This is a genomic window from Shimazuella sp. NTD248, assembly GCF_059510395.1.
In genome coordinates this window covers 1-22,395 of the sequence record NZ_JCAJZT010000008.1, presented here as the reverse complement: position 1 = coordinate 22,395, position 22,395 = coordinate 1, and the positions used below count along the sequence as shown (strand labels likewise).

The 22,395-nt window shown below is 40.6% G+C and carries 24 protein-coding genes; 20 read left to right on the top strand and 4 right to left on the bottom strand.

What is annotated here, in order from left to right:
• Positions 1-32 precede the first annotated feature (32 nt).
• The 4 genes from AC5WOE_RS16320 (at position 33) to AC5WOE_RS16305 (ending at position 2,657) form a co-directional block, all read left to right on the top strand.
• Positions 33-1,229: a M16 family metallopeptidase gene (locus tag AC5WOE_RS16320; RefSeq protein ID WP_496053058.1), complete on the top strand. Its 1,197-nt coding sequence runs from the start codon at positions 33-35 to the stop codon at positions 1,227-1,229.
• A 36-nt stretch (positions 1,230-1,265) separates the two neighbouring features.
• Complete coding sequence (gene dut / locus AC5WOE_RS16315; protein WP_496053057.1) at positions 1,266-1,709, top strand: dUTP diphosphatase; 444 nt, start codon at positions 1,266-1,268, stop codon at positions 1,707-1,709.
• A gap of 90 nt (positions 1,710-1,799) precedes the next feature.
• A complete protein-coding gene (locus AC5WOE_RS16310; RefSeq protein ID WP_496051042.1) occupies positions 1,800-1,988 on the top strand; it encodes a Spo0E family sporulation regulatory protein-aspartic acid phosphatase in 189 nt (62 codons plus the stop codon).
• Positions 1,989-2,048: 60 nt separating this feature from the next.
• Positions 2,049-2,657, top strand: coding sequence for a DUF4291 domain-containing protein (locus AC5WOE_RS16305; RefSeq protein ID WP_496051043.1), 609 nt, complete (start codon positions 2,049-2,051; stop codon positions 2,655-2,657).
• 46 nt (positions 2,658-2,703) lie between these two features.
• Here the strand turns inward: AC5WOE_RS16305 and AC5WOE_RS16300 are convergent, their stop codons facing one another.
• The gene (locus AC5WOE_RS16300; RefSeq protein ID WP_496053056.1) at positions 2,704-3,468 is read right to left on the bottom strand and encodes an alpha/beta hydrolase; all 765 of its coding nucleotides are present in this window, start codon (positions 3,466-3,468) and stop codon (positions 2,704-2,706) included.
• Between the two features lie 202 nt (positions 3,469-3,670).
• Positions 3,671-4,930, bottom strand: a complete 1,260-nt coding sequence (locus tag AC5WOE_RS16295; protein WP_496053055.1) for a helix-turn-helix domain-containing protein — start codon at positions 4,928-4,930, stop codon at positions 3,671-3,673.
• 350 nt (positions 4,931-5,280) lie between these two features.
• On the opposite strand from AC5WOE_RS16295, the gene AC5WOE_RS16290 reads away from it, so the two are divergent.
• From AC5WOE_RS16290 to AC5WOE_RS16225, 14 genes are all read left to right on the top strand, one after another.
• Entirely contained in the window at positions 5,281-5,508 is a 228-nt protein-coding gene (locus AC5WOE_RS16290; protein ID WP_496051046.1) for a hypothetical protein, read from the top strand.
• Complete coding sequence (locus AC5WOE_RS16285) at positions 5,496-5,813, top strand: hypothetical protein (RefSeq protein WP_496051047.1); 318 nt, start codon at positions 5,496-5,498, stop codon at positions 5,811-5,813. The genes AC5WOE_RS16290 and AC5WOE_RS16285 overlap by 13 nt, the downstream gene beginning before the upstream one ends.
• Positions 5,814-5,897: 84 nt before the next feature.
• Positions 5,898-6,653, top strand: coding sequence for an oxygen-insensitive NADPH nitroreductase (gene nfsA / locus AC5WOE_RS16280; RefSeq protein WP_496053054.1), 756 nt, complete (start codon positions 5,898-5,900; stop codon positions 6,651-6,653).
• Positions 6,654-6,808: 155 nt separating this feature from the next.
• Positions 6,809-7,057, top strand: coding sequence for a YlmC/YmxH family sporulation protein (locus AC5WOE_RS16275; RefSeq protein WP_496051049.1), 249 nt, complete (start codon positions 6,809-6,811; stop codon positions 7,055-7,057).
• A 79-nt stretch (positions 7,058-7,136) separates the two neighbouring features.
• On the top strand, positions 7,137-8,033 hold the full coding sequence (dpsA, locus tag AC5WOE_RS16270; protein WP_496053053.1) for a dipicolinate synthase subunit DpsA: 897 nt from the start codon (positions 7,137-7,139) through the stop codon (positions 8,031-8,033).
• Positions 8,030-8,632 (top strand): dipicolinate synthase subunit B, encoded by a 603-nt coding sequence (locus AC5WOE_RS16265; RefSeq protein ID WP_496051051.1) that lies wholly within the window; start codon positions 8,030-8,032, stop codon positions 8,630-8,632. The genes dpsA and AC5WOE_RS16265 overlap by 4 nt, the downstream gene beginning before the upstream one ends.
• Before the next feature lie 64 nt (positions 8,633-8,696).
• On the top strand, positions 8,697-9,737 hold the full coding sequence (locus AC5WOE_RS16260) for an aspartate-semialdehyde dehydrogenase (RefSeq protein WP_496051052.1): 1,041 nt from the start codon (positions 8,697-8,699) through the stop codon (positions 9,735-9,737).
• Between the two features lie 2 nt (positions 9,738-9,739).
• Positions 9,740-10,960: an aspartate kinase gene (dapG, locus tag AC5WOE_RS16255; RefSeq protein ID WP_496053052.1), complete on the top strand. Its 1,221-nt coding sequence runs from the start codon at positions 9,740-9,742 to the stop codon at positions 10,958-10,960.
• Positions 10,961-10,974: 14 nt separating this feature from the next.
• Positions 10,975-11,850 carry a 4-hydroxy-tetrahydrodipicolinate synthase gene (gene dapA / locus AC5WOE_RS16250; protein ID WP_496053051.1) on the top strand — a complete coding sequence of 292 codons (876 nt, stop codon included), beginning with the start codon at positions 10,975-10,977 and terminating at the stop codon, positions 11,848-11,850.
• A 289-nt stretch (positions 11,851-12,139) separates the two neighbouring features.
• A complete protein-coding gene (locus AC5WOE_RS16245; protein ID WP_496051056.1) occupies positions 12,140-13,909 on the top strand; it encodes an MFS transporter in 1,770 nt (589 codons plus the stop codon).
• Positions 13,910-14,069: 160 nt separating this feature from the next.
• Positions 14,070-15,821: an MFS transporter gene (locus AC5WOE_RS16240; RefSeq protein WP_496053129.1), complete on the top strand. Its 1,752-nt coding sequence runs from the start codon at positions 14,070-14,072 to the stop codon at positions 15,819-15,821.
• Between the two features lie 65 nt (positions 15,822-15,886).
• A complete protein-coding gene (locus AC5WOE_RS16235; RefSeq protein ID WP_496053050.1) occupies positions 15,887-16,081 on the top strand; it encodes a hypothetical protein in 195 nt (64 codons plus the stop codon).
• A gap of 98 nt (positions 16,082-16,179) precedes the next feature.
• On the top strand, positions 16,180-17,901 hold the full coding sequence (locus AC5WOE_RS16230; RefSeq protein WP_496051059.1) for an MFS transporter: 1,722 nt from the start codon (positions 16,180-16,182) through the stop codon (positions 17,899-17,901).
• A 277-nt stretch (positions 17,902-18,178) separates the two neighbouring features.
• A complete protein-coding gene (locus AC5WOE_RS16225) occupies positions 18,179-19,846 on the top strand; it encodes a ribonuclease J (RefSeq protein ID WP_496051060.1) in 1,668 nt (555 codons plus the stop codon).
• A 104-nt stretch (positions 19,847-19,950) separates the two neighbouring features.
• Here AC5WOE_RS16225 and AC5WOE_RS16220 read toward each other — a convergent pair whose 3' ends face one another.
• Positions 19,951-21,099, bottom strand: coding sequence for a tyrosine-type recombinase/integrase (locus tag AC5WOE_RS16220; RefSeq protein WP_496053049.1), 1,149 nt, complete (start codon positions 21,097-21,099; stop codon positions 19,951-19,953).
• 253 nt (positions 21,100-21,352) lie between these two features.
• Here AC5WOE_RS16220 and AC5WOE_RS16215 point away from each other — a divergent pair, with 253 nt between their 5' ends.
• On the top strand, positions 21,353-21,568 hold the full coding sequence (locus AC5WOE_RS16215; RefSeq protein ID WP_496053048.1) for a hypothetical protein: 216 nt from the start codon (positions 21,353-21,355) through the stop codon (positions 21,566-21,568).
• Here the strand turns inward: AC5WOE_RS16215 and AC5WOE_RS16210 are convergent.
• On the bottom strand, positions 21,565-21,942 hold the full coding sequence (locus tag AC5WOE_RS16210) for a helix-turn-helix domain-containing protein (protein ID WP_496053047.1): 378 nt from the start codon (positions 21,940-21,942) through the stop codon (positions 21,565-21,567). The genes AC5WOE_RS16215 and AC5WOE_RS16210 overlap by 4 nt on opposite strands.
• Positions 21,943-22,189: 247 nt before the next feature.
• Here AC5WOE_RS16210 and AC5WOE_RS16205 point away from each other — a divergent pair, with 247 nt between their 5' ends.
• Positions 22,190-22,390, top strand: coding sequence for a helix-turn-helix domain-containing protein (locus AC5WOE_RS16205; RefSeq protein ID WP_496053046.1), 201 nt, complete (start codon positions 22,190-22,192; stop codon positions 22,388-22,390).
• Positions 22,391-22,395: the final 5 nt, after the last annotated feature.

Here is a 22,395-nt window from a genome sequence, read left to right as displayed (position 1 = left end):
TTACCTATACGTTAACAAATGGAATACGCATTGTGGCAGAGCAGATTCCTCATGTCCGTTCCATCGCTTTGGGAATCTGGATTGGTGCAGGTTCGGAGAGAGAGTCAAAAACTATAAATGGTATATCTCATTTCATGGAACACATGCTCTTTAAAGGCACTACAACTCGCACAGCGAAACAAATCGCAGAAGGTTTTGATCAATTTGGCGGTCAAGTCAATGCGTTTACATCAAAAGAAGTGACATGCTACTATGCAAAAGTGTTAGATCAACATTTTGAAATGTCTTTGGATCTTTTAGCCGATATGTTTTTTCACTCCACCTTTGATGAACAAGAAATGGAGAAAGAGAAGAAAGTTGTATTGGAAGAAATAGCGATGGTGGAAGATACACCAGATGATTTGATCCATGACATACTATCGGAAATTTCTTTTTCTACTCATCCTCTTGGTTATCCTGTTATTGGCACGATGGAAAATGTATCTTCCTTTACCCGAGATCAACTGATTGCTTATCGAGAACAGTATTATAATCCACATAACGTGGTCATAGCTCTTGCAGGAAATCTTCCTGATGATTTTATTTTGCAAGTGGAGAAGTATTTTTCCCAACACCGTGGAGAGAATACAGCATCGGATAATTCCCTTCCTACCTTTACTTCACAAGTAATAGCGAAACAAAAAACGACAGAACAATCGCATCTTTGTATTGGATTCCAAGGGCTTTCCGTGAAAGATGCTCAAATATATCCTCTTATTTTATTAAACAATATCCTTGGTGGAAATATGAGTTCTCGTCTTTTTCAAGAAGTACGAGAAGCCAGAGGGCTTGCATATTCCGTCTATTCGTATCACTCTTCTCACCGTCATAATGGATTATTTGCGATTTATGCAGGTACGAAGCATGGACAAGAACAAGAGGTTTGCAATGTGATTGCAGATGTACTTCATCAACTAACTGTTCAGGGAGTTTTGGAGGAAGAGCTAAGAAAAGCACAAGAACAATTAAAAGGCAGTATGATGTTGGGATTAGAAAGCACCAATAATCGAATGAGTCGTTTAGGTCGAAATGAATTGTTGTTACAAAAGCATCATTCCTTGGATGAGATTATTGGCAAAGTAGAACAAGTGACCTTAGATAGCGTCAATAAATTAGCCAATAAAATTTTTCATTCAGAGAAGTCAATGGCTGTCATTTCGCCTGATGGAAAATTGCCTACTATTACATAAACTTTTACATAAACTTTTTTAAGGAGTAATTTAGACATGTTAACTGTTCAATTATGTCGTGTTCCAGGAAATGATGATTTAGCACTTCCAGTGAAAATGTCTAGTGGTGCTAGTGGATTTGATCTATGTGCTGCTGTGACAGAAGAATTGGTTTTACAACCTGGGGAGTGGAGATTGGTTCCTACTGGGATCTCTATTGCAATGCCAGAAAACTTAGAAGCTCAAGTACGTCCAAGAAGTGGTCTAGCATTTAAACATGGTATTACTATGTTAAATTCACCAGGAACGATCGATGCAGATTACCGTGGAGAAATCAAAGTAATCATGGTTAACTTTGGAGATCAACCCTTTCGCGTAAATAGGGGAGATCGTATTGCACAACTTGTTTTTCAAGAGGTAGCAAAAGTTCAACTAGAACAAGTAGAAGAATTGGTTAGTTCTGCTCGTGGAGCAGGTGGATTTGGACATACTGGCGTATAAGTATAGAGAAGATAAATATGGGTCAAATGTTAGAGAAGAAGTGTATAGCTACCAATTTACCATTCTATGCTAGGGCAGGGGGATCTTTCCATGGAAGATGCACGTCCATTGAAGCGTTTAGAAGAAGAGTTGGAGCGAGTACGCAAAAAGTTACATCAATCTGTTAAAGGAGAACCAAGTAGATTGTTGGATCCTACCGTTTTGCCCATTAGTCGTGAATTAGATTTACTCATCGTTCAATATCAAAATTTGAAAGCGCGATATATGGCACCTGTTTAGGTGCTATTTTTATGTTCAAGTGGTAGAATGGTGCCCATGAGCAAGCTAAGGAGTGACAGCATGAGATTTATTAACACTGCTAATTACCTCACATTAAAACAAACATGGCCAGAAAGTGGCCAACATATACTTGCAGCCTATGATGAAACATCGATTACGGTATATCAAGCTTATAACAAAAAAATTGCTTCTTATGCAGTTGATCATCAAACATTTGGCGGAGAATTTTCGATGAACCGAATGACTTGGATCAAGCCCAATTTCCTGTGGATGATGTATCGATCAGGCTGGGGAACGAAGCCAAATCAAGAAGTTACGTTAGCTATTCGTTTAAAACGAGAGGGATTTGAACATATAGTTAACTCAGCAGTGCACAGCAGCTATCAATCTTCTTACCAAACACAAGAAAACTGGAGACAAGCAGTAAAAAAATCCTCTGTACGGCTTCAATGGGACCCTGACCACGATCCGTTCGGTCAAAAACAAGAACGGAAAGCGATCCAGTTAGGATTAAGAGGGGAAAGCTTGCAGAGATATGTAGAGGAATGGATCATGGAAATCGAAGATATATCTGCTTTTGTGGAGGAACAACGACAGTTTGTAAATGAAAAAGAAACCCATCATCTGCAAGTGCCTGATGAAAAGGTTTATAGTATTACCTCTAAATAAGCAGGGATGGTGACTGCTGATGCAGCCACCATCCGAGACCGCAGTTCTACACTACATGGAAGAACTGCAGGATTTCATTGACGATGAGCAATTGATCTTCTTTGTTCGGGGTGTGTCGATCACCTGCAAGGATGATCGAGTCTGACTTCTCCCGAATACGATCAGGAAGACACTGCAAGATGGCCTTAGCACTCTCCACCTTAACAGAGGGGTCCTCTTCGAAGTTGAACAAGAGAACCGGGAAAGTGACGTCACAAAGAGCACCCATCCCCATTCGGATGACTCGGACGAGCTCCCGCACACTCTTGAGTGCGACGTACTGATTGGAGCCTGATTCTCCCCCCTTGTGGAACAACCGTCCCCCCATGAAAGGGAGGTTTGCCAAATTGGCAAGCTTCAGGAAGTAGGCGTACTTATTGTTGAGCTTCCCCTCGAATGGAGTGCTGATCATGGCAACCCCTGCCAGCTTCTGAAGCCCTGTTTTTGTCTCTGCTTGCTTCAGAGCAGCGAGGATCGAGAGGTATGCGCCCATCGAGTGTCCGACGAGGATAATGCGGTCTACACTTTCCTGCTGGTTCAAGAGTTGATAGTGGGTTGCTACCCTATTTACCCAGTCGGTTGCAGTGTACCGAGCCAAAACCCTAGCCTTGAATCGCTCTTGGAAATCATTGGAGCTTTCGATGTCTTCCGGGTGACCAGGAAGCTGGACAGCTGTGTACCCAATTCCTCGACTCTCGAAGCGAGAACCGAGATCTGTCATCTTCTGATGGCTTGCAGTAAAGCCACCTGTGAAGAGGATATGAGTGCTCATCTTTGATGAATCCTTCGGTCTCAGATGCCCCTTGTGGGGCAAGTGTAGCTTTATTGTACCAAATAGCATCCAAGTTAACGATGCTCTATGTAAAAAAATGAAGTAATCAAAAACCGTTTCCTTTTCATCACGAAAGGGAAACGGGTGGAATGATTTCAGTCTCCAGATGGATGAGTCCCATAACGCATCAAGAATCCTCCTTTCAGGATATCTTGCTACTAAAAAAATACTCTTTGGAGTATTTAAGATAATTCTCATTATCGCCGAGTAGGAGGTAAACTTGTGCAAGCCCAGAGAGGGTCTCAAGTTTTGTGGGATGATCAACTGCGTGTTGCAGTACCTCCTTATAGTAATGAATCGATTGGTCGTAAGAAGTATCTAGTTGATAGGTTTTTGCAAGATGTAGCATTGTTTTGGTGTATTCTAACATGTTATTCTGTTTATTCGCAATCCTAATCGCCTTCTTCAAAATTTTTTGTGAAAGGTGGTATTTTTGTTGATCTTGATAGAGCACCCCAAGATTTAGGTAAGCTTCCAAAATAAGTTGATGGCGTTTGGAGATGATATCTTCTAAACCAATAGCAGTTAACAAGCATTTTTCTGCGTGTTTTAAGTAGTTATTCTCCTTATATATATTGGACAAGGTAATATATAACTCTAGTTGTCTCTCGTAGTTATCGTTGATAAGTGCTAGTTCTAAGCCTTTTTTTGCACAAGCAAAAGCTTCTTCTATCATTTTGATTTTTAAGTTTAATTCTGCTTGAAAATCATATATGCCGATAATGGTATCCATGTCCAAATCAAATGAATCTGCTTTTATTTGTTTGATTGTTTTCAAAGCTTCTTCGGTTCTGCCTAAGTTGTATAGGTAAATAGAACGATTGGATAATAGGGTAGTGTATAAATACTTACGTTCTCCGTTTCTATCAAAAGATGTCAGCCCATCATTGGTAAATTGTAAGGCTTGAGCGTAGTTTTGGTTGTGAAATGCAATGAGGGCTAAATGATTTAAGCAATATGGTTTTAAATTCGTACTAGTAGAGTCAATTTCTCTATCTAAGTTTTTCAGAGATTCTTTAAAATAGGTTGTTGCTTTTTCATTTTGATTTAACTTGAAATAGCATCGCCCCTTTAAAAAGTCGAGTAATGAACCTTGGTATTTATCTGGCAGTTGACTTAGTTTTTTTAGTACGGCCGCAGGGTCGCGATTGATTTTATTCTCTAGTGTTATGAGATCTAAATATCTTTCTTCTTTCTCCTCATGTTCTTGTTGTGTGAGTTCGGAAAGATGAATATCTAGTTTTCGTAGGAGGTAGTTTATTTTAGTAGGATTTCGAGAAATGCCTCGTTCGATAGAGGACAAAGTTGCACGAGGGATATATTGATCAGCTAAATCATCTAATGTCATTCCTCTTTCTTTCCTTACCTTACGGATATAAAAACCAATTTTTGGAATATCCAAAATGAACCACCCCATTCTCAAGGTCTATCTATTTATAATCATTAAATTATGACTAATTGTCAATTTGGAAATTATCATAAAGTATGAGAATTTAGCATTCAAATATAATTTTTCAACCTGTTTCTTCTCGAATTACCATAATGAATAAAAGAATTATCTTGTTTTTGTAATATATTGAATTTGCATTTTCTAGCTCTTATACTAAAGATAAGGGCTAGAAAATGACTGGATTCATCTTAATTTATTCGCATTTTTATGGATTTCCTGAAAAAAGCAAGTTTTTTTGGGGATGAGATTATTTCTGCTAGTTGAAGTTGGTTTTGTAAATTAACTTCAGAAGGGTGAGAATTATGGGATGTAAATTTGAGAAATTCCAATCGGTTCCAAAAAAGAACCTGAGAAACAAAGAAGTCGAAATGCATCTTATGAATGGTGAAACCATCAAATTATATCTTCTAAATACAGAAATCTTCGATATGGCAAATGGGAGTGTATTTGTAGTAGGGAGAACGATCGATGTTGTATCTCTAGATGAAATAATTTTGCAAACGATAGAGGAAAAGCATTGGAAGCCATAAAATATCTAGCTTGGCATTTGCTCCATTCATGTGAAGATATTAATCTCCATGAAAAATTAACATCGTTTCCTCCCAATGATCGAAAGCAAATTGTCCAACTTATTCAATGGTGCCTACAAAATGGAAAAAAGATACAAACACTACTGACGCAAGCACATCTCAATGATATTACCTCTATTTTGCAATATGGAGAAGATGAAGAAGTAGAAGATTTTCACTTTCATTTAACAATGTATGTATTTACATTTGGTATGGAAATGATGAAAGGTCAGATTGATGATATGCTAGAGGCAAAAGAAGATTGAATTCTGTTATGATACAATTGGAAATGATAAGTAGAAATACCACCAAACGGTGGTATTTTAAATTTCTGAACTGGAGCTAAAAATATGAATGAAACAATAAAAAAAATCTTAGATCATAGATCTATCCGTTCTTTTTTGGAAAAAGAATTAAGTGAGGAGCAGATCAGACTGATTGTAGAAAGTGCACAAGCGGCTTCTACATCCAGTTTTGTGCAAGCTTATTCGATTATTGGGATAAAAGATCCTGCCAAGAAAGCCGAGTTGGCAAGATTGGCAGGAAATCAAGCATATGTAGCGAAAAACGGTCATTTTTTTGTTTTCTGTTTGGACTTACACCGCTTGCAGTTAGCTGCTCAAATAGAAGGTATAGAGGAAAGAAGAATTTTAGAAAGTCTTGAATCAACGGAATTATACACAGTTGGTGTGGTCGATGCTACCCTGGCAGCACAGAATGCATCTCTAGCAGCTGAATCCATGGATTTAGGTATTTGTTACATTGGAGGATTACGTAATGCACTATATGATGTAACAGCTCTGTTAAAAACTCCAGATCATGTAGTCCCGCTTTTTGGATTATGTGTCGGCTATGTAGATAAGCGCACAGATAAAAAGCAACGTTTGCCAATGGAAGCGATCTATCATGAGGAAGAGTATCAAACAGATGAAAAGATCAATGAACAACTTCATTCCTATAACCGTGATATTTCCGATTATTATAAGCAAAGGACAGGCGGCAAGAGAGAAGATCGGTGGACAGGGATGATGGCAAATAAGTTGACAAATGCTCAAAGGTTATATTTGAAACAATTTCTTCATGACAAAAAGCTTCCTCTAAAGTAATGGTGGTAACTTAAATTTAGAAAGCCTAGCGATTTTAATTTAAGAAGCAAACAAGGAACCAACGATCGTTGGTTCCTTGTTGATTTACGCATTCTTTTCAGCCTACTTCTGAACTCCTCTAGTGTCCCATAACTTAAGAGTAAGAGGTGAGAGGAATGAGATGGAGTAAGTTTGTGGAAAAAGAGTGTGTCAATATGGATACAGGGGAGAAACTAGGAACTTTTCATCGTTCGGATCTCGTGATAGATCAGCAGACAGGGGAAATACAAAAGATTATATTGCCACTTGGTAATTCCATTTTCCGGCGAAATACACCTGAGTTGTCCTTAAGTTGGTCTACGATCCAAAAAATAGGTCCAGAGCTTGTTATTGTTCAACAGCGGGTGCATTCTTCTGAATCTTAAATGTAAAAATAGGCAAATGGGTAACAGGCAAAGCCCCAGAAGAATATAGTGCACCATGTGGGGAAAGGGGTTTGAGCGGATGCTTAAGAATAAACATTTTATTTTTATCGGTGGAGATGCAAGACAACTCGAAGTGATAAAAAGTTTTATCAAGATGAGAGCAAACATAACACTCATCGGTTTTGACAACCTACAAACTCCACTTAGCGGTACGATGCAAAAAGAGTTTGAACCAGCGATATTAGCACGAGCTGATGTTGTAGTCCTTCCGATTATTGGAACCGATGACAAAGGGGAAGTAAGTAGTATATTTACTACAAAGACACTTATTTTAACGGAGGAGCATATGAAGGCACTACCAAGCCATGCCACGATTTTCACAGGCTTGGCAAGGCCATATTTGAAAAAATTATGCTCTAAATATCAGATCCCCTGTGCAGAGTTAATGGAAAGAGATGACGTCGCTATCTATAACTCCATTCCGACTGTGGAGGGAGCATTGATGATGGCAATTCAAAACACAGACATAACGATCCATAATTCCAACACCTTGGTCCTTGGTTTAGGAAGAGTAGGGATTACTTTGGCTCGTACTCTTCAAGCCATAGGAGCCCAGGTGAAAATGGGGATATCCAATTCTGCGGACTATGCTAGGGCCTTTGAAATGGGAGTAACTCCTTTTTATCTACATGAGTTGGAAGATTATGTAGAGGAAGCTGAACTTATTTTTAACACTATTCCAGCCCAAGTGTTGACGTCATCTGTATTAGCTCGTGTACGCCACGATGTTGTAATGATTGATATTGCTTCGAAGCCTGGTGGAATTGATTATCATTATGCAGAAAAAAGAGGCTTAAAAGCAATTTTGTGCCCTAGTCTACCTGGTATCGTAGCACCTAAAACTGCTGGTAGAATCATCGCAGCGACGATTCATCAGTTGATAATGGAAGAGATCGCCGAGGAGGTAGGACAATGAGTTTAGAAGGGAAAACAATCGGATTTGGATTAACAGGTTCTCATTGTACTCATGATGAAGTACTTCCGCAGATGGAAAGACTCGTTCAACTCGGAGCTAATATTATTCCGATCATGTCTCATACTGTTGCTAATGTAGACAGCCGCTTTGGAACAGCAGAAGATTGGAAGAAAAAAATAAGAGATATCACAGACCGTGATCCTTATACGACGATTCAAGAAGCAGAACCGTTAGGTCCTTCAGGTATACTAGATTGTTATATTGTGGCTCCGTGTACAGGAAATAGCCTAGCAAGACTAGCCAATGCCTTAACAGATGGTCCTGTACTTATGGCTGCTAAAGCTATGATGAGAAACCACCGTCCTGTTATTTTGGCGATTTCAACTAATGATGCGCTTGGATTAAATGCAGCTAATCTCGCTAAATTACTTGCAGCCAAAGATATTTATTTTGTGCCATTTGGGCAAGATGCCCCAGAAAAGAAACCAAAATCGTGTGTTTCACGAATGGATTTAATCCCAGATACATGCTTGGCTGCGATGGAAGGAAAACAACTTCAACCATTACTAGTTGAAAAATATCGCTACTTCCCCTCATAATAGGAAATAGCAATAATTAGTCCCCATCTGGGGACTTACCCTTTATTTGTAGGAGGAAAAAGTTGTGACATATACCGTAGCTGTTGTAGGAGCGACTGGAGCAGTAGGACAACAAATGATACAATCCTTGGAAAAGCGTAAATTTCCGGTCGGAAAATTAATTCCACTAGCTTCTGCGAGATCAGCTGGAGGAACTGTTCAATTTCAAGGAAAAACAGTTACTGTATTAGAAGCTACACCAGATTCATTTGAAGGTGTAGATATCGCTTTGTTCAGTGCTGGTGGTGGAGTAAGTAAATTTCTCGCCCCTGAAGCAGTCAAACGTGGTGCTATAGTAATAGATAATTCCAGTGCATTCCGAATGGATGAAAATGTGCCTCTGGTAGTTCCAGAAGTGAATCGGGAAGCATTATCTGATCATCAAGGCATTATCGCCAATCCAAATTGTTCCACTATCCAAATGGTTGTTGCATTAAAACCTTTACAGGATAAATATGGATTAGAGCGTATTATCGTTTCTACGTATCAAGCAGTATCTGGTGCTGGTTCTCAAGCAATTGAAGAGTTGCGTGCTCAAGCGGCAGCAATGCTTGTTGGGGAAGAGCCCGTATCCAATCTCTTACCAGTAGGGAAGCTGGATAAACATTATCCTATCGCTTTTAATGCAATCCCTCAAATTGATGTAGGGATGGAAAATGGTTTTACTTTTGAAGAGATGAAAATGGTACAAGAGACAAAGAAAATATTGGGCGATGATAACCTTGGCATCACACCTACTTGTGTTCGCATTCCTGTTTATAGAGGACATAGTGAGGCGGTTTATGTAGAGTTGAATGAAAACTATCAGCTTTCGGATGTTCGCTCTCTATTAGAAAATTTCCCAGGAATCATTGTGCAAGACGATCTAGATCAACAAGAATATCCAATGCCACTAGATGCCGCAGGGTTCGATGAAGTATTTGTTGGGCGTTTGCGCAGAGATCTAGCACATCCAAAAGGGCTCAACATGTGGATTGTATCGGATAATCTGTTAAAAGGAGCAGCATCTAACGCAGTACAAATCGCCGAAGCATTAGTAGAGGATCAACGAATAAGAAGGGGTTAAGTATGAAAGTTATCGTACAGAAGTTTGGAGGTACTTCTGTTGCAACACCTCAAATGAGAGAGCGTGTGTTGTATCATATCCAACAAGCATTAGCAGAAGATTATCGAGTAGTGGTTGTCGTTTCAGCTATGGGGAGAAAAGGAGAACCATACGCAACTGATACACTGTTAGAATTGACAAAAGGAGAACAACTGGAGAACCTCTCCTCACGAGAAAGAGATCTGTTACTCAGTTGTGGAGAAATCATTTCAGCCAGTGTATTGAGCAGTTTACTTATCCATCATGGAATCGAGAATTGTGTGCTCACCGGTGGACAAGCGGGCATTATTACCAATAACCAGCATAATAACGCACAAATTGTTTCTTTAAATCCGAAACGACTCCAAGAGGAGTTAAATCAAGGGAGAGTTGCGATTGTAGCTGGTTTTCAAGGCCAAACAGCAGATGGTGAGATTACCACTTTAGGTAGAGGTGGAAGTGACACCACAGCGACGGCACTTGGAGTAGCTTTAAATGCCGAGTATGTAGACATATTTACCGATGTGGATGGAGTACTCACCGCTGATCCACGAATTGTAGAAGAAGCTACATCTTTAGAAATGGTAACCTACACCGAAATGTGTAATCTTGCTTTTCAAGGGGCTAAAGTGGTTCATCCTCGTGCAGTAGAAATTGCTATGCAGACGAATGTTCCTATTCGAGTGAGGTCTACCTTATCGGATGGGATAGGGACGCTAGTTGTAAGCAGGCCAGAACGAGTTGGGTTGACGGAAATATCCGATCGTCTTATTACGGGTATTACCCAAATGCCTAATGTTACACAGATTCGGATTCCTACACAATCTGACAATCTTGATCTACATTTAGATGTTTTTCGTCTGATGGCTTCAAAGGGGATCAGTGTCGATTTTATCAGTGTGACTCCAAGTAGTATCGCATATACGGTTAGTGATCCACTTGGTGATTTAGCGAAGTCTCTACTGATGGATATCGGATTAGAACCTGAACTGTATCCATCTTGTGCGAAAGTTTCGGTTGTAGGAGCAGGAATCGCTGGAGTACCAGGAGTGATGGCAAAGATATTAGAAGCATTGACAGAAGAAGATGTCAAAGTGCTTCAATCAGCAGATTCCCATACGACTATCTGGGTACTAGTACCAGGGGATGATATGATTAAAGCGATACGTGCTCTACATCGGAAGTTTGAACTTCATAAATACTAACGGAGGTTAAAATCATGTTATTTGGACGTCTTTTGACTGCAATGTGTACTCCGTTCACACCAGATGGAGAGATTGATTGGGATGCTCAGGGTGCTCTCATTGAACACTTAATTCATACGGAAACAGATACGATTGTTGTATCTGGCACCACAGCAGAATCTCCTACTTTAAGTAAAGATGAAAAGTTAGCCCTTTTTTCTTTTACTGTAAAAAAAGTAGCAGGTAGAGCGAAAATAATCGCTGGTGTTGGAAGTAACAACACTGCTGAAACGGTTCAATTCACCCGTTTAGCTGCTGAAACAGGTGTAGATGGTGTGATGGGAGTCGTTCCTTATTACAATAAACCATCACAAGAAGGGATCTACCAACATTTCGCGGCTATTGCAAATGCAACCGAACTACCAGTAATGTTATACAATGTTCCGGGTAGAACCAGCACAAACATGACTGCCGAAACGATGATTCGTTTGTCAGCATTAAAAAATGTAGTAGCGATTAAAGAAGCGAGCGGAAATCTCTCTCAAATCACAAAAGTCATCTCTTCTGTACCAGATGATGTTGTCGTATATAGTGGAGATGATAGCTTGACTCTTCCAGTACTTGCAGCTGGTGGAGATGGAATTGTAAGTGTTGCAAGCCATCTGATTGGTTTGGAAATGAAGGAAATGATCGATGCTTATTTAGCAGGAGATGTCCGGAAGGCTGCAAAGCTGCATCAACGCTATCAACCTGTATTTGAAGGGATATTTCTAACTTCGAGTCCATCACCTCTCAAATATGCTTTAGCGAAAAAAAGATTAATCCATCCTACCGTTCGGCTTCCTCTTGTAGAAATGACAGAAGATGAAAAACAACAAGTTGATCGTTGGTTTCACGAACTTGTTCAATAATAAAATGCTAAAAGATCCGTGCTGCACAATCTATACCCTTCTTTCTTTTGTAGAGAGAAGGGTACAGTCCGTTTAAGAATTATATTCTGAACATTCAAATATAAACAAAGGGCAGGTTTTTTGATGGGAATGGAATTTTTTAGATGATCGCGGTATAGATAAAATAGCGATCACTAGCCCCCTCTTCGAAACAAGAGGGGGCCGGTTTGTTTGATTCATATCTTTTGCATATAACTTGAAGATTAAGTAAAATGAAAAAAAGACTTCCATCCAACCATTGGAGTTTTTCGTGAAACAAAACAGTTCCAGAGTACCTACTTCCAAAGGAGTAGGACTGATCCTGCTGATCTTGGGACAGGTGCTAGCAGTTTCCATGATCATCACCGTTATCGCCCAATCGCTCCATATTTTGTTGAGTGTGGAGGGTGTCGGTCTTGTTATGACATCCTATTTGATGACGGTGATGTTCGGAAAACTTTTCTTTGGAAAGTGGACCGACCGGGTAGGGGAGAAACGCCTGCTCTTGTGGAGCTTGCCCCTGATGGCAGTTACACTCTGTGGGTATCCTCTCACCATGGGGAACACGCCGGCAATGGCAGTGGTTAGTGTGCTGTATGGGATGACCTTCGCACTCGTCACTAATACAGTTTTTCTTGTGACTCGCAGAAGTGTGGCTGAGCATCATCAAGCACGTGTAAGCGCCCTTGCTGGTACATGCATTAACCTAGGAACAGGGCTGGCTATGCCTGTCGCCCTAAGGCTAGTGCATACCGCTTTCCTTTGGCACGTAGTCGTTGCAATGGGAATTTCCGCTGTTGTCTTGGTATTCACAGGAATTGCTTTTATCGACAATGCTTGGGTTTCCTTGGGACAGAAAGTGAGAAACCTGTATCGCGGTCTGTTTGCTGCCGAGGGTGTCAAAAAGGTTGTGAGCAAGGATGCTTTTTTCCTAGCACTTCCAGGGCTGGGCGTATATGCTGCTTACATGTCTTTTTTGACATGGTTCACCAACTACTGGTCGAAACAACCTGATCTCGTACTGGCAATGGCAACCTTGGGGAACGCTGTCGCAGGACTGACAGTAATGCCTTGGTTTGCGAAACACCCCAAGGGCTATTTTCCGTTGATGGGAAGCAGTAACTTGCTCATGGTTGCGAGTGTGATCTTGATCTGGAAGGGTCATTCTCTGCCCATCATGGTCCTTGCTGGAACCCTAATTGGGATCGCAATCTGTGGAAACAGTCTGAGCATCACAGAAGCGATCAGTCAGAGGGTAAACGCTGCGCAACAGGGTGCAGCGTTTGGAACATCTGGCTTCATGCTGCAACTAGGTGGTGTGATTGGCACAGCATATTCCAGTGTGATGTGGGGCAACTTTGGGGGCTATATGTGGCCTATGATGATTCCGCTTCTCACGTTGTCTCTTGTCTCACTCTTTTTCATCTGGAATAGGAGTAGTATAGTGAATGAAAACGATGAGCAGCACAAGTCAATTGATCTTGCTTATGTTAAAGGATTGGCTGCTGGATGTTTGGCGCTTGGAGATAATGAGGAGTATTGGCACGTAACCAGAGTCATTCATGATCAAGACAAATCAGGTTCATCCCTAGAGAACAAGAGATCGACGATCGTGAATGTAAAAGACGCACTTATTTACTTGGAGATGGTGAAGCTACAGGACAGCCAGCTTCCTGTCAATGGTCCTATCATTCAACTGCAGGAGTTGCTTTTGCAACTTTTGCAGGAGCTCGAACCAGACGAATTGCGACCGTTTGCAATGGTTATGCATAGCCGTTTCAACAATGTAATCGAAATTGGTGAATTGCATGCGTATGTACTAGAAAGGGTTAGGGAACAAGCTAAATGGTCTCATGACCATGGTGGAAGCGAGATCATTGAGGAAATGGTGACCAACGGTGGCTCAATGATGCATTTCACTCCACCTAAGTACCGCATCCCGGATCTACTTAACGCTGTTGGATTGTTGGGAGTTGTAAACATCTCAGAAGTAGTGGAAGCTTACGAAAAAGAAAACCCCACTGCTCTTGTGATCGCGTAACATATAGAAAAAGGCGATCACCAGCCCCCTCTAATAAAAAAGAGGGGGCTGCTTCGTTTCTCGGATTTTTTCATAGAGGATGGAATATCGCTGAAAAGCAAAAATGGGGCTGTTAGCACCTGTATTTTTTTGCTTAGATGCGGAATATTAAGTAAAATGAATAAAAGAGAGAGATATATCATCACTTGGAGAATTCATAAGAAAGTTTCTAGGCTTTGTTCTGTTGATCGCAGGACAAGTCATCGCAGTTGCCGCGATTCAAGATGTGCTTGCTCAATCCCTGCACATCAGACTGGATACAGAAGGATCCGGTGTCACTACTACAGCCTATCTGATCTCGGTTATGCTGTGTCGGCTCTTCTTCGGAAGGCTCAACGACACAATTGGAGAGAAGAAGCTGCTGTTGTGGAGTCTGCCGTCTATGGCAGCAATCCTCTGTTTGTACCCCTTTGCAACACATAGTACCATTGTGCTCACTGTAGTACGAGTAGTGCATGGGATGTTCTACGCCCTCGTAGTAAATTCGATTTTCCTTGTTGTGAGGAAACGTGTTGCATATCGTCAAACTCGTGTGACAGCTATTAGCAATGCAAGCATTTACTTGGGATCTGGTCTTGCGATTGCTGGAGGAGTTTGGCTAGCTTCGACTACATTCCTCTGGCAAGTAGTTATTGCTTTGGGAATCGCTGCAGTTGTCTTGGTATTCACAGGCCTTGTCCTTTTGGACAAAAATAAAAAAGAGCAGCAAAGTGATCCAGTCGTACAGGTCGAGCAGTCTTTCGTCACCTATGTAAAAGGGATGATGAATAAGGATGCTTTCTTCCTTGCGCTCCCTGGACTAGGTATCAATGCTGCGTATGTGTCCTTTCTGACTTGGTTTGCAAACTACTGGTTGAGGGAACCTGGACTAGTATTGGCCTTGGCAACAGCAAGCAATGCAACCTTGCACCTAACAGTCATGTCTCGATTGTTAGATAATCACCGGAAAGAATTTTATTTTCCTGTGATTCTTGGCAGCAATTTGGTCATGGTGCTGTGTCTTGTCACGATCTGGCGGGGAGATTCTCTTCTGCTCATGCTGCTAGCCGGAGTTTTGATCGGGATTGCGCTGTGTGGGAACAATTCTTGTATCACAGAGACCATCAGCCAGAATATTCCCAGAACTAACCATGGTGCAGCGTTTGCTACTTGGGGCTTTATGCTTCAACTGGGTAATGTGATCGGAACAGCATATTCCAGTGTGATGTGGAGTTATCTGAGAACGGACATGTGGCTCACCGTGATCCCTCTGCCCCTGCTGTCTCTCGCTTCTCTTCTTTTTATCAAGAAGGGCGGTGACAGACTCCATGAGAAACATGTCCAGTCGATGATTATTCGAACCAAGCGGAGTATAGCTTCGTCGGCAAGTTGGGGAGAGCATAATGCAAATTATGTGCTACTGTTAGATCTCCAACGTTTGCAGAACGGAAAAACTCGATACCCGGTTTATCCAGAAGCATATACACCATCTTTCGTAGAGAAATTTATGAAAGAACGAGAGATACGTCAGAGACTAGATTGGGAGACATTCAATAATATAGAACTGGCTCTGATGTTGCTGGAAGCCGTGAAGCAGAATCAGCCTAACCTTCCAGTGGATGGTCGTATCCTGCAAAAGCAGAAGTTGCACCTGCAACTCCTGAAAAAGCTGGAACCCGAGAGACTGAGAGGAGTTTCGCAGGGCTGTAAGCCCGATGCAAAGGTATCAGAAATTCATGTATCTTTGATAAAGCGTTTTGGAGGAGATACAGTTAGGTCGAGAATATGCAACCTTTCTGAACTACTTCTCGCTATTGTACTGCTTGACTTTGTAGAGCGAGAAGAAGTACAGGAAGCCTACATGAAGTTTGTGAGGACATCGGTTGCCTCTTGATAGATAAATAGAGAGCAATCAATGGACCCTCTTCTCAAGTTCAACTTGAGAAGAGGGTCAGTTCGTTGTTAAAACTTTTAGATAAAATAGCACTTATAAGAAAATACTTGTGGCTTGAGCACACTCTTTTCACACAGGAAGAGGGTGGTGTTGTTATTTATGGTTTAGCCAGTTGTAAAACGTTTTTTGTGCACAACAAAAAAGAGGAGACTTTTACGTTTCATGAAAATGAGAAAATCATCTCGTATGTCATCACTTAAATGCAAAATGAAGCTGTTAGCACGTGTCTTTTTTTGCATAGATGCGGAATATTAAGTAAAATGAATAAAAGAGAGAGATATCATCACTTGGAGAATTCATGAGAAAAATCCTAGGCTTTGTTCTGTTGATCGCAGGACAAGTCATCGCAGTTGCCGCGATTCAAGATGCGCTTGCTCAAGCACTGCACATCAGATTGGATACAGAAGGATCCGGTGTCACCACTACAGCCTATCTGATCTCGGTTATGCTGTGTCGGCTCTTCTTCGGAAGGCTCAACGACACAATTGGAGAGAAGAAGCTGTTGCTGTGGAGTCTGCCGTCTATGGCAGCAATCCTCTGTTTGTACCCCTTTGCAACACATAGTACCATTGTGCTCACTGTAGTACGAGTGGTGCATGGGATGTTCTACGCCCTCGTAGTAAATTCGATTTTCCTTGTTGTGAGGAAACGTGTTGCATATCGTCAAACTCGTGTGACGGCCATCAGCAGTGCAAGTCTTTACTTGGGTTCTGGTCTTGCTATTGCTGGAGGAGTTTGGCTAGCTTCGACTACATTCCTCTGGCAAGTAGTTATTGCTTTGGGAATCGCTGCAGTTGTCTTGGTATTCACAGGCCTTGTCCTTTTGGACAAAAATAAAGAAGAACAGCAAAGTGATCCAGTCGTACAGGTCAAACAGTCTTTCGTCACCTATGTACAAGGGATGATGAATAAGGAGGCTTTCTTCCTTGCGCTCCCCGGACTAGGTGTCAATGCTGCATATGTGTCCTTCCTGACTTGGTTTGCAAACTACTGGCTGAAGGAACCTGGACTAGTATTGACCGTGGCAACAGCAAGCAATGCAACCTTGCACCTAACGGTCATGTCTCGACTGTTGGAAAATCGCCGGAAAGACTTTTATTTTCCTGTGATTCTGTGCAGCAATATGGTCATGGTGTTGTGTCTTGTCATGATCTGGTGGGCAGATTCTTTTCTGCTCATGCTGCTAACCGGAGTTTTGATCGGGATCGCGCAGTGTGGGAACAATTCTTGTATCACAGAGACCATCAGCCAGAATATTCCCAGAAGCAGCCATGGTGCAGCGTTTGCTACTTGGGGCTTTATGCTTCAACTGGGTAGTGTGATCGGGACAGCATACTCCAGTGTAATGTGGGGTTATCTGCGAGCGGACATGTGGCTCATCGTGATCCCTCTTCCCCTGCTGTCCCTCACCTCCCTTCTTTTTATCAAGAAGGGAGGTGACAGACTCCATGAGACATATGTCCAGTCGGCGATTACTCGAACCAAGCGGAATATAGCTTCGTCGGCAAGTCTGGGAGATCATGATGCAAATTATGAAGAACTGCTATATCTTCAACGTTTGCTGAATGGAAACACACGATATTCGGTTTATCCAGAAGCGTATACACCATCTTTCGTAGAGAAATTTATGAAAGAACGAGAGATGTGTAGGAAACTAGATAAGGAGAACTTCGAAAATACAGCACTGGCTCTGGAGCTACTGGAAGCGGTGAAGCAGAATCAGCCTAGCCTTCCAGTGAATGGTCGTATCCTGCAAAAGCAGGAGTTGCACCTGCAACTCCTGAAAAAGCTGGAGCCAGAGCAACTGAGAGGCCTTTCCATTACGCTGGGCTGTAAGCCCGATGCAAAGGTAACAGAAATTCATGTATCTCTGATAAAGCGTTCTGGAGGAGATACATTTGGGTCGAGAAAACGCAATCTCTCTGAACTTCTTTTCGCTATCGTACTGCTTGACTTTGTAGAGCGAGAAGAAGTTCAGGAAGCCTACATGAAGTTTGTAAGGACATCGGTTGCCTCTTGATAGATAAATAGAGAGCAATCGATAGGCCCTCTTCTCAAGTTCATCTTGGGAGGAGGGCCGATCATTTTCCGATGAATAGAAACGGACGTAAAAAAATCAACTTTGATCTAATTACTACCAAATACCTAAAGATGTTTTTGTTCGCTCTATTTGTGACATTTTCGTTTTTCTAAGTTGTTATCTTGCATAGGCTTTTTCAATTCGTATATAATGAATACCAAGTGAGATTTGTGCGGTTATAGGGTGAACAACAAAAATTATATAGGAGGTAAGTTTTTTGACAAAGAACCAGCGAGGCAAGTTGCATATATTTGCTCTCGGTGGGTTGGGTGAAATCGGAAAAAATATGTATGTTGTCCAATATGAAGACGACATCGTAGTAATTGATTCAGGACTGATGTTTCCTGAGGAGGATATGCTGGGGATCGACATCGTTATTCCAGACATATCTTATCTCATCGAAAATCAAAGCAAATTAAGAGGCATTATTCTTACACACGGACACGAAGATCATATCGGTGGATTAGCCTATATTTTAAAACAAATCAAAGCACCAATTTACGCTACACAACTCACAATGGGGCTAATCGAACACAAGCTACGGGAAGCACATGTACATGATGTGAAACGTCATGTGATATCCAATCAATCGGAAATTCAACTCGGTCGGTTAAAAGCAAGTTTCTTCAACACCAATCACAGTATTCCTGATTCGGTAGGAGTATGCATTGATACACCAGAAGGATCGGTCGTACATACTGGTGACTTTAAGTTTGATATGACACCTGTTAACGATAATAATTGTGATTTTCATAAAATGGCTGAGATTGGGAAACGAGGAGTACTCTGTCTGTTATCTGACAGCACAAATGCAGAGCGTGCAGGATTTACAGGAACGGAACGTTCTGTCGGAGAAAGCTTGATGGAGGTTTTCCGGAAATCCAAGCAGCGTGTTATTGTCGCTACTTTTGCTTCCAATATTCATCGGATTCAACAAGTAGTAGATGCTGCATATCATCATGGTCGCAAGCTTGCAGTAGTCGGCCGGAGTATGGTAAACGTAGTAAATATCGCATCTGATCTAGGTTATCTCGATGTTCCAAAAGATTTAATCATTGAGCCAGATGAGATCAATCGACTACCAGCTCATCGGGTTGCTGTGATCTCAACAGGTAGCCAAGGTGAAGCCATGTCAGCGCTTACGAGAATGGCAAATGCATCTCATCGGAAGATCGAGATTCTTCCTGGAGATACAGTTGTAATCGCTGCTACCCCGATCCCTGGAAACGAAAGAATGATTGGTCGTACCGTTGATCAGTTGTTCCGAATCGGTGCAGATGTAGTTTATAGTGCGACCTCACATGTCCACGTGTCCGGACACGGTTCACAAGAAGATCTGAAATTAATGCTCAATTTAATTCGTCCTAAATATTTTATTCCGATTCATGGTGAGTACCGGATGCTCCGTGCTCACGCCCAATTAGCCGAGTCTGTCGGTGTGAAAACCGATAATATTTTTATTTGTGATAACGGAGATACAGTAGAAATTTCAGGTGGTAAAGCGAGATACGGTCCCAAAATTTCAACAGGCAAAGTTTTGATTGATGGACTTGGTGTTGGAGATGTAGGTAATATCGTATTACGAGATCGTAAGCTCCTTTCCCAAGACGGCATTTTAGTTGTTGTTCTTACCCTAAGTAAAGCTAACGGAACCATTTTATCTGGTCCAGATATCATCTCCCGTGGATTTGTTTATGTACGTGAATCAGAGAGGCTTCTAGAAGAAGCAAACACCGTTGTGAACCAGACAATGGAAAAATGTATGAAAGATCAAGTAAGTGAATGGGCATCGCTTAAAACGAGTATTCGTGACTCATTAAGCAAATTTCTCTACGAACGCACCCGCCGCCGTCCTATGATCTTACCAATAATTATGGAAGTATAATCGACACTCACTAAACGAGAGCCAATTTTCCTTGCTATATAAGGGGTTTTGGCTTTTCGTTTTTGTTTAAAACCTCATTTGACCACATTTTGACCACATAAGATTTACACGCTCTTAAAACCCTCATTTTTTGACTCTAATTTTTTCATAGCTTGATCAAAATTTTTAGCAAGATCTTTTTGCATATCAGGGAGTACATGGCTATACGTATCTAGTGTAATCCCTACATTGGCATGCCCCAAGCGTTCAGAAACGACTTTCGGATTCTCACCAAGTAACAGCAAAGTTGTGGCATGAGTATGTCTCAGATCATGAAAAGAAATGGGAGGGAGGTTATTCTTTTTGATCACGTACTTCATGTCATGATTGATATCAGCGGGGTCAATTGGTCTCCCTAAACCACTTGCAACAACTAAATCATTATCCTCATATGCATTTCCGAATTTTAGCTTCAGTTCATTTTGAAGTGCTTTATGTTTTTTTAGACACTGAACAGCAAAACTAGGCAATGAAATGGTGCGTTTCGATCCTTTTGTTTTCGGCTCCTGAAATACAAGTCCTTCTTTTACTTTGGATAATGTCTGGCTTACACTTAATCTTGCATTTTCAAGATCGCAGTTTTTCCATTTGAGTCCAAGAATTTCTCCTTTTCTCATCCCAGTATAGATTGCAAGGATATAAGCGATAAAAAATCTTCTGCCTTGTACAAAGTTTATAAATTGGTTTGCCTCTTCCATGGACCAAACCGTAACATTTCGAGTAGGGATACGAGGAGCTTTGATAAGTGGAGCAATATTTTTAGGTATGTACTCCCATTCTGCAGCTGCTTTTAATATTTTACTGATAACAGCGTGAATGCTTTTAATGTAGCTTGCTGAATATCCAGCTTTTAATTTTTTACTGTAAAATTTTTGAATCGTTAAGGGTTTTAAATCGACTAGTTTTATATTTCCTAACTCGGGAAGAATGTGTTTATTAATCACAGTCATTTGGAATTGATAGGTAGATGCCCTTACTGTGTGAACGGAATGATTCTCCATAAATTCGATAATAAATTGCCCATAAGTCATTGTAGTTGGTTCTTTATAGCCCTCATTTTCAATCTGTGAAATTAGTTCAGCACACGCTCTTTCAGCCTCTTTTTTTGTTTTAAATCCTGTTTTTGTTTTTTGCTTTCGTCTGCCTTGTGCATCGAAGCCGATATCCAAAGTAAAAGACCATGTTTGTCCTCTTTTGCGGTAATAGCCTTTCAAAGTTCACTTATCTCCTTTCATATCAACTATAATCACAAATGTAAACATATGTTCTTGTTATGTCAACAAAATTATTTAGCCTATTAATTCGGAAAATATAAATTTCATACATGTAATTTTAATACTGTTTTTATGTGTTATAATAATTAAACCATATAAGGGATCATTTGTTCTGTTTATAACAGGAGAGTAAAATATTGGGTTTGGTGAAAAGAATCAAGCGAGTTGATCTTTTGGGCGAGGAGCTAGAGGTATGACTTTGAAGAGAGAAGACGAGAACGAATCTCTAGAAGAAACATTAATGAGGATAAAGGAGAAGGTGGGAATAGAGAATATTTTTGATGTAAAGGGATTGGTTCAATCGCTTTACGTAGAAAAAAGATTGACCATATATGAACTAGAGGAAGTTCTTATTGTTCAAAATTTAATACATACGCGATTACAGAAAAACAATAATCAAGTGAGCTAATCCTGATCTTTCGATTCTCTTATTAATACAGCTTGAATAACTCGTTGTATCATTTTTCTTTCTTCATCAGTCAAAGGGTGACCATCCCAATGTGCTTTAGTAGAATGATCAACTAAGGCTTCTTTCAAGTCTAACTCTTTGTCTTCGTCATCAGAGATATAACCAGCTACATAAAAAACTAGTTTCCGCTTAATATGAAGTCCATCAGCAATCTTAGCTAATACATTAGCGGAAGGATTGGTTTTTTCACCTTTCTCAATCCTCGACAAATAACCTTGATCTACTCCTGATCTTTTTGCCAACTCAGAAAGACTTAGTTTTTTCTCTTCTCTTTTTTGTTTAATGTATTGACCTAACCTCAGTTCATTCTTCATTTTATTTTAATCCCTTCTATTTCTTCATCATTAGTATTTTAACTTACTTGCATGCATACAGACAATCTAATATTGCATATTGTGAGATTTAAGACATATTTATGCTTTTAGACAATTTTTATTGCAAATATATTGTCTAAAAGCTTTTATTTTGCCATCATGTCCTTAGACATATTTGAAATTGTTATTTTGATGGAAAATTGATTTTTACTATATGTCTAAGGACAATGAGAAAGGTGTGTAACAGTTGAATCAGAATGACTATCCATTAATACTAACCGCAAAACATTTATCTGAAATTTTATCAATATCAAAAAGAAAGGCTTATGAAATCATGGAATTTGAAGGTTTCCCCTTGGTTCGATTAGGGAGATCGAAGCGGGTTGGAAGAGATGCATTTTTTACTTGGCTAGAAAACAAAGAAATGAGCCGTAAAAATGTTAGTTGAACGAA

Excerpts from the sequence above, each read along its gene's own strand:
- dut (WP_496053057.1), top strand. The coding sequence starts at position 1,266 with ATGTTAACTGTTCAATTATGTCGTGTTCCAGGAAATGATGATTTAGCA.
- AC5WOE_RS16310 (WP_496051042.1), top strand. The coding sequence starts at position 1,800 with ATGGAAGATGCACGTCCATTGAAGCGTTTAGAAGAAGAGTTGGAGCGA.
- AC5WOE_RS16305 (WP_496051043.1), top strand. The coding sequence starts at position 2,049 with ATGAGATTTATTAACACTGCTAATTACCTCACATTAAAACAAACATGG.
- AC5WOE_RS16300 (WP_496053056.1), bottom strand. The coding sequence starts at position 3,468 with ATGAGCACTCATATCCTCTTCACAGGTGGCTTTACTGCAAGCCATCAG.
- AC5WOE_RS16290 (WP_496051046.1), top strand. The coding sequence starts at position 5,281 with ATGGGATGTAAATTTGAGAAATTCCAATCGGTTCCAAAAAAGAACCTG.
- nfsA (WP_496053054.1), top strand. The coding sequence starts at position 5,898 with ATGAATGAAACAATAAAAAAAATCTTAGATCATAGATCTATCCGTTCT.
- AC5WOE_RS16275 (WP_496051049.1), top strand. The coding sequence starts at position 6,809 with ATGAGATGGAGTAAGTTTGTGGAAAAAGAGTGTGTCAATATGGATACA.
- dpsA (WP_496053053.1), top strand. The coding sequence starts at position 7,137 with ATGCTTAAGAATAAACATTTTATTTTTATCGGTGGAGATGCAAGACAA.
- AC5WOE_RS16265 (WP_496051051.1), top strand. The coding sequence starts at position 8,030 with ATGAGTTTAGAAGGGAAAACAATCGGATTTGGATTAACAGGTTCTCAT.
- dapG (WP_496053052.1), top strand. The coding sequence starts at position 9,740 with ATGAAAGTTATCGTACAGAAGTTTGGAGGTACTTCTGTTGCAACACCT.
- dapA (WP_496053051.1), top strand. The coding sequence starts at position 10,975 with ATGTTATTTGGACGTCTTTTGACTGCAATGTGTACTCCGTTCACACCA.
- AC5WOE_RS16230 (WP_496051059.1), top strand. The coding sequence starts at position 16,180 with ATGAGAAAAATCCTAGGCTTTGTTCTGTTGATCGCAGGACAAGTCATC.
- AC5WOE_RS16215 (WP_496053048.1), top strand. The coding sequence starts at position 21,353 with ATGACTTTGAAGAGAGAAGACGAGAACGAATCTCTAGAAGAAACATTA.
- AC5WOE_RS16210 (WP_496053047.1), bottom strand. The coding sequence starts at position 21,942 with ATGAAGAATGAACTGAGGTTAGGTCAATACATTAAACAAAAAAGAGAA.